Source organism: Streptomyces sp. NRRL F-5650, from assembly GCF_000721365.1.
In the GTDB taxonomy this organism is placed as follows: domain Bacteria; phylum Actinomycetota; class Actinomycetes; order Streptomycetales; family Streptomycetaceae; genus Streptomyces; species Streptomyces ardesiacus.
In genome coordinates this window covers 252843-261149 of the sequence record NZ_JOGV01000009.1, presented here as the reverse complement: position 1 = coordinate 261149, position 8307 = coordinate 252843, and the positions used below count along the sequence as shown (strand labels likewise).

General features: G+C 76.4%; 5 protein-coding genes. 1 reads left to right on the top strand and 4 read right to left on the bottom strand.

Features of this window, described 5'->3' with window-relative positions:
• Positions 1 to 26: 26 nt before the first annotated feature.
• Together IG88_RS0111645 and IG88_RS0111640 are read right to left on the bottom strand one after the other, a co-directional pair.
• Entirely contained in the window at positions 27 to 3425 is a 3399-nt protein-coding gene (locus tag IG88_RS0111645) for an ABC transporter permease (RefSeq protein WP_031038542.1), read from the bottom strand.
• 164 nt (positions 3426 to 3589) lie between these two features.
• Positions 3590 to 4003 (bottom strand): globin, encoded by a 414-nt coding sequence (locus IG88_RS0111640; protein WP_031038541.1) that lies wholly within the window; start codon positions 4001 to 4003, stop codon positions 3590 to 3592.
• Between the two features lie 88 nt (positions 4004 to 4091).
• Between IG88_RS0111640 and IG88_RS0111635 the strand changes: the two genes are divergently transcribed.
• Positions 4092 to 5066 carry a methyltransferase domain-containing protein gene (locus IG88_RS0111635; RefSeq protein WP_031038539.1) on the top strand — a complete coding sequence of 325 codons (975 nt, stop codon included), beginning with the start codon at positions 4092 to 4094 and terminating at the stop codon, positions 5064 to 5066.
• A gap of 43 nt (positions 5067 to 5109) precedes the next feature.
• On the opposite strand, the gene IG88_RS0111630 is transcribed toward IG88_RS0111635, so the two are convergent.
• Both IG88_RS0111630 and IG88_RS0111625 read right to left on the bottom strand, forming a co-directional pair.
• The gene (locus IG88_RS0111630) at positions 5110 to 6831 is read right to left on the bottom strand and encodes an FHA domain-containing protein (RefSeq protein ID WP_031038538.1); all 1722 of its coding nucleotides are present in this window, start codon (positions 6829 to 6831) and stop codon (positions 5110 to 5112) included.
• 46 nt (positions 6832 to 6877) lie between these two features.
• Complete coding sequence (locus IG88_RS0111625) at positions 6878 to 8224, bottom strand: vWA domain-containing protein (protein WP_031038536.1); 1347 nt, start codon at positions 8222 to 8224, stop codon at positions 6878 to 6880.
• Positions 8225 to 8307 lie beyond the last annotated feature (83 nt).

Below are 8307 nucleotides of genomic sequence, written 5' to 3'. Positions count from 1 at the left end.
GGCCGGGGGCGGGGTGGTCGCGGGGGTCACCGGCCGCTGCCCCCGTGGTCCTTCAGGGTCACCGTGGTGTCCGCGCGGCGCAGGGACAGGGCGGCCGTGACCAGGAGCGGGACGACGGCCATGCCGGCCAGCAGAAGCGCGGTCCGGCCGGCCGGCAGCGTCACGTGCACGTCCGGCACGGGGCGGGTGGCCTGCGGGGTCAGTACGGTCAGCGGAATCACCGCCCGGGTCAGGACCACGCCCAGGGCGGCGCCGGTCAGCAGGGCCAGGCCGGTCAGCACGCCCTGCTCGGCGGCGACCGTCCGGGCCAGCCGGCGGCGCGAGGCGCCCAGGGCGCGCAGGACGGAGAACTCCCTGCCCCGCTCGCGCAGCGACCCCGCCGCGCTCACCGCGAAACCCACCGCGGCCAGCGCCGCGGCCACCAGGGTCGCCGCGGCGAACGCCGCCCCCGGCCCGGCGCCGAACGGGTCGTCGCGCAGCCGCTCGGCGGCCTCGTCGCGCACCAGGACCTGGCCCGGCGCCGTGTCCGGGAACGCCCGCAGCCCGGCCGCCGCCTCGCCGGCCCTGCCCGGCGCGGGCCGCAGCCACCACTCGGTGGGCTCGACGGCGGCGCCGTACCGCGCCTGCAGGTACCGGTTCACCGCCGGCAGGTCGACCAGCAGGGCGCCGCCGAAGCCCGCGGAGGGCGCGTCCGGCCCCGTGCCCGGCAGTTCGCGCACGGAGCGCACGATCCGCACCGGGACGTCGTCACCGGCGATCAGCACCGTGACGCGCTGCCCGGTACGGGCGCCGGCGGAGTCGAGGAAACGGTCGGTGGCCACGGCGGTCACCTCGGCCGGCTTCGGCTGGGCGACCCGCAGCCGTACCGTCAGCGCGGTCGTCTTCCAGCTCTCGGCGTCCGAGTAGCCCGTGGAGTACGCGACGGCGAGCGGCCCGGACTCCAGCAGGCGCGGCGTGGAAGGGGCACCGTCCCCGCCCGGCGTGTCCGCCGGCGGCGACAGTTCGGAGGCGGCCGTCCAGGTCTCCGGCAGCGGCACCGGCCGTACGGTCCCGTCGGCGGCCTTTGCCGTCACCCGCCGTACGGTCAGGCGGTGTTCCTCGCTGTCGCCGTTCGGCTGGGCCACCGTGAACTCGACGCCGGTGAGGGTGAGCGCCCCGGCGGAGACGTCCACGCCGAGGGTGTGCTCCCGGCCGTCGGCGGTCAGGGAGCCGGCCGGAAGCCGGTACGGCGTGCCCCAGCGGTCCTCGACGGTGACCGTCACGTCCGCCGAGCGGGCGTCCGAGCCGGGGGCGGGGGCAACGGCGTCCCGGGTGTCCTGGGCGTCCGGGGCGTCGGGGAGAACCGTCAGGGCCGCCGTCAGTGCGAGCCGGGCCGTGTCCGCCGGTATCCCCGCGCCCTTCGACCCGGCCTCCGGGGCCATCCCGGACAGCAGTCCGCGCGGCGACTCGTCGGCCAGGTCCGGCCGGAGCAGCAGCGTGTCCGCCGCGTGCGCCGTGTCCAGCGCGAGCACCGTCGCCGTCCGGTCGCCGGACAGGGAGATCTCGGCACGGGCCGCGGGCGCGACCTCCGCCACCCCCGGGACGCCCGCGATCCGGTCGGTGCGGCCCGCGCCCGGCGTGCCCTCGGCCCGCACCCGGATCGGCGCCCCCGTGCGGAAGTCGGCCTGGTCGTCCTGCGAACGGGACCACGAGGCGCCCTGCCCGATCGCCATGGTGCCCAGCGCCACCGCGAGCACCAGCAGCAGCACGGGACCCGCCCCGCGCATCGGACGGCGGCTGAGCTGCCAGCCCGCCAGCGCCGCCGCCAGCCCGCGCCCGCCCGCCGCCCGGCGCTCCGCCAGCCGCGCCACCAGCGGCAGCAGCCGCAGCGCCAGCACCGTCCCGGCCAGCAGCGCCAGCGTCGGCGTCGCCACGAACAGCGGATCGACCCCCAGGGCGCCCGCGTCGTCGGTTTCGCCCGGGCCGGCGGCGGAGGTCTGCTGGTCCAGTTGCCAGTAGGCGATGCCCGCGATCACCAGCAGGCCCACGTCCGCGCCGGCCCGCAGCCAGCCGGGCAGCGCCCGGGCCCGGCCGCCGCCGGCCTCCGGCGCCGGGGTCAGCGCCGGCAGCGCCACGGCCAGGGTGCACCCGAGGGCCGCCACCGCCGCCACCAGCCACACCGTGCCGCTGCCGCCGGCCGACAGCTCCCGGCCGAGACCGATCCGGGACAGTGCGCCCTGCCCGGCCAGCAGCCGGACCAGCGGCCCCGCCAGCAGCGGCGCGCAGACCAGCGCGGGCACCGCCAGCAGCAGTGCCTCCAGCGCCGAAGCCGCCGCCAGCCGGGCCCGGGAGGCGCCGCGGGCCCGCAGCAGCCGCAGTTCTCCGGCCCGCTCCACGCTCAGCAGCCGCGCCACCAGCAGCAGCGCGCCGCCCGCGAGCAGGACGAGTTGCAGCGCGATGACGAGGAGGGTGGAGCGGGAGACCTCCAGCGAACGGTCGAGGCGTTCCAGAATCGCGGGCAGGTCCGTCGTCGCCGCCGTGGTGCCGCTGAGCACCTTCTGTTCGCGCAGCCACGCCACGCCGTCCCGGGCCGCGTCCCCGAGGGCCTCGGTCCGCCCGGCCGTGAGTGTCGAGTAGTCCGCCGTCACCAGCCACCCGGACGGACCCGTGCTGACCCGGCCGCCGTTCAGCGCGCCCGGCGGGGCGAGCAGCGGCCCGTACGTCGTGAAGCCGCCCTGCTTCACCCCGCGCCCCTCCAGGTCGTCCAGGTGCCAGTACGGCGCCCCGGCGTCGACCGGCCGGTACAGTCCGCTCACCACGACGCGGACGGCCGGGCCGTCGAGCCGGTCGGTGAGGGTGAGCCGGTCGCCGGGCCCGACGCCGACGCGTTCGGCGGCGGCCACCGGCACCGCGACCTCGACCGTGCCGTCGGCGTCCGCGCCGCCGGTCCCCTTCCCCTTCCCGCTTCCGCTCCCGCTCCCGGTCGCGCTCACGGTCCCGGTACCGGTGCCGGGCAGGCGGCCCTCCTCGACGCGGACCTGTGCCGGGTCGAGCGCCGCGAAGTACGTCAGATCGGGGTCGCCGGAACGCTCGGCCGCCGGCCGCAGGGAGGTGGGCAGGGCGTACGGGCCCGAGCGCACCAGGGTCCGTACGGTGAGCGGCAGCCCGTCGAAGGTCTTCGCCGCGCCTTCGCGCACGGTGGCGTCGGCGGCCTTCCGCTGCGCGGCCGGTACGTCGGCCTTCACGACCAGCGCGGCGTCGGCCCCGGTGCCCGTGTCGGCCAGGGCGTGCCGCAGGGCCGCGTCGCCGACGGCGCCGGAGTAGGCGGTCAGGGCGGCCAGCACCGTCGTGGTGAGCAGCACGGTGAGCAGGGCCGCGGCCAGCAGCAGGCGGTGCGCCCGTGCCCGCAGCAGCACGAACCGCGTGAGCCCCCCGAACCCCGACACCCGGCCCCCCTGCCGCTGTTGTCCAGACCTGGTCGGGATGTTGTCAGAGGAGGAGGGCCGGAAGTAAGCGCTCGGAACCCGGGCTTGACCGGATCGTGACCGGAATCCGGCGTCGGCTGACCGGAATGCGTCCGTCAGCGCGCCGGGTCACGCGGGGACGGGGATCAGTCCGGGGTGTTGATCATCGAGGCCGCCGCGTACGTCAGGTACTTCCACAGCGTCTGCTCGTGCTCCTCGGACAGGCCCAGCTCGTCGAGCGCGACCCGCATGTGCTTCAGCCAGGCGTCGTGCGCGGCCCGGTCGACGGCGAAGGGGGCGTGCCGCATCCGCAGCCGCGGGTGGCCCCGGTTGTCGCTGTACGTCGTCGGGCCGCCCCAGTACTGCATCAGGAACAGCGCGAAACGGTCCTCGGCCGGACCCAGGTCCTCCTCGGGGTACATCGGCCGCAGGATCGGGTCCTCGGCGACCCCCTGGTAGAAGCGGTGGACGAGCCGGCGGAAGGTCTCCTCCCCGCCGACCTGCTCGTAGAAGGTCTGCTCCTGAAGCGTGCCGCGCCGAATCTCATTCACGCCGTCCATGGTCTCAGACACGGGGGCATAGGACTCAAGACCTAGGCCGGCCCCCGGGACCCGCCCGCCCCGTCCGCCCGGCCCGTACTGTGGAGGCATGGGCGGGTACGCGGACCTGGACCGCCTCGCCGCCTCCGCGCGGGCGGAGCTGGTGCGGGAGATCGAGCTGAGCGGCGCCTGGGCGGCCGACCCGGTGTGGCGGGAGGCGTTCCTGGCGGTTCCGCGCCACCTCTTCGTGCCGTACTACTACGTCGGCGTCCGGGGCGGCTACGAGCGCCGGTGGGGCGAGGACCCCGACTCCGGCGCCCGCGAGCGCTGGGTGCGCGGCGCCTACGCCGACGCCCCGCTGGCCACCCGCCTGCGCGACGGAGAACTGCTCTCCTCCAGCAGCCAGCCCTCGCTGATGGCGATGATGCTGGTCGAGCTGGACGTGCGGGACGGCGACCGGGTCCTGGAGATCGGCGCCGGCACCGGCTACAACGCCGCCCTGCTCGCCCACCGGCTGCGCGACGACGGCCTGGTCACCACCGTCGACCTGGACCCCGAGATCACCGAGTCGGCCCGCCGGCACCTGGACGCCGCCGGGTACCACCCCGCCGTCGTCACGGGCGACGGCGCCCGCGGGGTGCCCGAGCGCGCCCCCTACGACCGGATCCTCGCCACCTGTGCGCTGTCCTCGGTGCCGCGGGCCTGGCCGGCCCAGTGCCGCCCGGGCGGCCGGATCCTTGCCCCGCTCGCCACCGGGCTGGTCGTCCTCACCGTCCGCGACGCACAGCACGCCGAGGGGCGCTTCCTGCCCACGCCCGCGTACTTCGTGCCCCTGCGCGGCGGGGGCAGGGCCGAGCCGGAGACGCCGGGCCTGGGCGGCGTACCGCGCCGGGCCCGGGAGAACGACCTGTTCCGCTTCCTGCTGGCGCTGAGCCGGGGCAGCCTCGACCCGCAGGAGGCGTACGCCCTGTGGGACCGCGAGGACGCCCCGCGCCGCGAGCGCTACGGCATCACCGTCAGCGGCGAACGGGCCTGGGCGTGGCTGGACGACCCCGAGGGGCCCTACGCCTGGCCGTTCGCCTGACGGAGGGCACCGGGCCCGTCCGGCCCGTCCGGCCCGTCCCCTGCTATCCCCGGCGGATCGTGATCGTCGTCCAGGCGCCCACGTGCACCCGGTCGCCGTCCTGGAGCGGCACCGGCACGAAGGGCTGGATCGGCTCCTCGCCGCCGTTGACCGTCGTGCCGTTCGTCGAGTTCTGGTCGACGACCGCCCAACTGCCGTCGGGCTGCTGCACCAGCACCGCGTGCTGGTGGGAGACGCCCGGGTCCTCCGGAGGCACGGCCAGGTCGATGTCCGGGGTGTCGCCGGTGGAGTGCCGGCGGCGGCCGATGGTGATCTGGTTGCCGGTGAGCGTGCGCTGCTGCTCGGGCGAGTACGCGGGCAGGTTCAGGCCGGCGGCCTCGGGACCGGAGCGCTGCATCATCGCCATGAAGTACTCGCGGTCCGGGCCGATCGTCGCCGACCAGGTCGTCGGCTGCTGGGGCCGCTGCGGGAAGCCCTGGCCGGGCGGTGCCTGCGTGGCGCCGGGCTGCGGGTAGCCGTAGCCGCCGCCCTGGGCCGGGCCCGGGCCGCCGGGGCCGCCCGGGCCGCCCGAGCCGCCGGAGGTCGGCGGGGAGAGCACCCAGTCGTCGTCACCGCCGCCGAAGGACGGGCCGCCCTGCTGCGGGCGGTTGGTCTCCTGCGGGAAGGCGGGCGGCGCCGGGGGACCGGCCTGGAACCCCTGCGGCGCGCCACCGGGACCACCGGGCGCGGGCGGCACGGGACCGGGCGGCGGCGGAACCGGCCGCGAGGGGTCGGCACCGAAACCGGGCGGGGACGGAGGCCCGGAGGGGCCGTTCGAACCACCGGGTCCACCAGGACCGCCGGGTCCACCAGGACCACCCGGCCCACCAGGACCGTTGGGGCCACCGGGCGCACCGGGACCGTTGGGACCGCCCGGCCCACCGGGGCCGCCGAAAGCACCGGGACCGCCGGGGCGGTTGGGACCGCCGGGTCCGTCAGGGCCACCAGGCCCACCGGGGCCGCCGAAGCCGCCGGGCCGGTCCGGACCGTCGGAGTTGCCGAATCCACCCGCCCCGCCGGGACCGTTGGAGCCGCCGGGCCCACCGGGGCCGTCGAAGCCGCCGGGCCGGTTGGGACCGTCGGAGTTGCCGAATCCGCCCGCCCCGCCGGGACCGTTGGAGCCGCCGGGCCCACCCGGGCCGCCGGGACCGTCGAAGCCGCCGGGCCGGTTCGGGCCGTCGGAGCGGCCGAAACCGCCGGGCCCGCCAGGACCGTTGGGGTCACCGGGACCGTCAGGCCCACCAGGCCCACCCGACCCGAAGGGGCCGCCGGGCCCGCTCCCCGGGCCGCCGGGCCCGCCGCGGCCCGACGAATCGGCGCCGAAGGGCGGGGGGCCCGGGGGGATCGGCTCGGCGGGACGGTTCATCTGGGACGGGCGCGAGCCCTGGTAGTCGTACGCGTCACCGCCGCCGAAGGACGGGCCTCCCGAGGGGCCCGCCGGGGGGCGGCCGAAGGGCGGTGCCGACGGGCCGCCGGACGCCGGCGGACGCGGGGCGGCCGGGGTGTACGACGTGGCGGTGTTGGTCAGGAAGTTCCACCGGCACTCCTCGCAGAACGGCGCACCGCCCTCACGCGGTGTGCGGCACTGCGGGCACAACTGCGGCTCGCAACCGCCGGCGGGCGGCGGGGGAGGCGGAGGGGGCGGTACGGCACCGGCCATGCGGTGACCACAGACCTCGCACCAGTCGTCGGAACCCGACTGGTGTCCGTTCGGGCAGGTCGGCATGTCGGAGCTTCCCTCTCTTGCGGGCGTGTCGCGCGGTTGTTGTGCGTCACTTCTTTACACGAACAGTCTTTGTCGACCGGGTCTCGAGAGTCATCTCGTCGGCCTCCTCGACCTTCGCTTTCAGTCGCACAGTACCTGCCGCCGCGTCCACTACGTCCACCACCTTCGAAAGCAGTTTCGCCGTATCGGCGTTTCCGGAGGCTCCCGCGAGCTGAACCGCGCGGCCCAGTTTGGCCGTTGCTCCGTCGATGTCTCCCGCTTTGCGCAGATCCAGCCCCTGCTGGATGGCTTGTGCCAGTTCGGCCTGCCCGGTGTAGTGGGCGACTTGGGGGTTGATCGACGTGGAGGCGGCCATGTCGTCCGTCCACACGGCCCGTACGAGCCCCTGCGCGCCGAGGTTCTGGACGCTGCCCCCGGGCTCCGGGATGACCAGGGAGACGCGGGCGGCCAGCATCTCCTGGCCGAGGCCGGCGGCCGGTACCTCCACGCAGACGTGGTAGTCGCGGGACTCGTCGCCCCAGGAACCGGTGGGGTAGTCACCGGCCCGCGGTCCCGCCTCGGTGCGGCGGCCGGTCAGCTCCTCGACCGTCGGCGCGACCTGCTTGACGAACCTCACGGTGGTGCCGACCGGGGTCCACAGGCGCAGCGCGACGTCCGCGACCTCCTTGCCCATGGCCGTCTCCATCATCCGCGTGAAGTCGGCCGCCAGGCCCGCCGGATCGGCCACGATGTCGGCGGTGCCGAGCAGGGCGGAGGCGATCCCTGTGACTTCTTTCACTTCCCAGTCGGTGCCCACGCCGCGGGCGTCGCACGTGAAGCGCCCGGCGCAGGCGTCGAGCGCCGCCTTGAGGTCCTCGGGCGACTCGTGCTCGTTGCGGCCGTCGGTGAGCAGGATGCCGTGCCGGATGGCGACGTCCGCGGTGGCCAGCAGCCGGTCGGCCAGCCGCAGCCAGGTGCCGATGGCGGTGCCGCCGCCCGCGGCGAGGCTGCGCAGCGCCCGCTTGGCCTGCGCGCGGGTGGTGGCGTCGGCGACCGCGAGCCGGCCGCCGCCGGGGTAGACCTCCTTGGCCACGTGGGTCCCGGCCACGACCGTGAAGTGGACGCCGTCGCGCAGGGTGTCGATCGCGGCGGACGTGGCGTCGCGGGCGTTGCGCATCTTGGTCGGCGGGTAGTCCATCGAGCCCGAGCAGTCGACCAGCAGCGCCACGGCGGCGGACGGGCCCTGGCCGGGCGAGTACAGGTGCGGCGCGGCGACCGCGCTCCCGATCGTGCCGCCGCCGGTGGCGGTGACCGTGACGATGGCGTTGACCTCGCGGCCGCCCTCGGGCAGGTACTCGTTCTGGTAGACGTCCACCGCGAACTGCGGCACGTTCGGCTTCGAGAAAATGGCCATGCCGGATCGCATCCCCCTCCGTGACCCCGGCGACCGGGGTCCTGGCTCTCGTCGGCGCGGACCGCCCCCTGCGGTCCGCGAGG

Excerpts from the sequence above, each read along its gene's own strand:
- IG88_RS0111640 (WP_031038541.1), bottom strand. The coding sequence starts at position 4,003 with ATGGACGGCGTGAATGAGATTCGGCGCGGCACGCTTCAGGAGCAGACC.
- IG88_RS0111635 (WP_031038539.1), top strand. The coding sequence starts at position 4,092 with ATGGGCGGGTACGCGGACCTGGACCGCCTCGCCGCCTCCGCGCGGGCG.
- IG88_RS0111630 (WP_031038538.1), bottom strand. The coding sequence starts at position 6,831 with ATGCCGACCTGCCCGAACGGACACCAGTCGGGTTCCGACGACTGGTGC.
- IG88_RS0111625 (WP_031038536.1), bottom strand. The coding sequence starts at position 8,224 with ATGGCCATTTTCTCGAAGCCGAACGTGCCGCAGTTCGCGGTGGACGTC.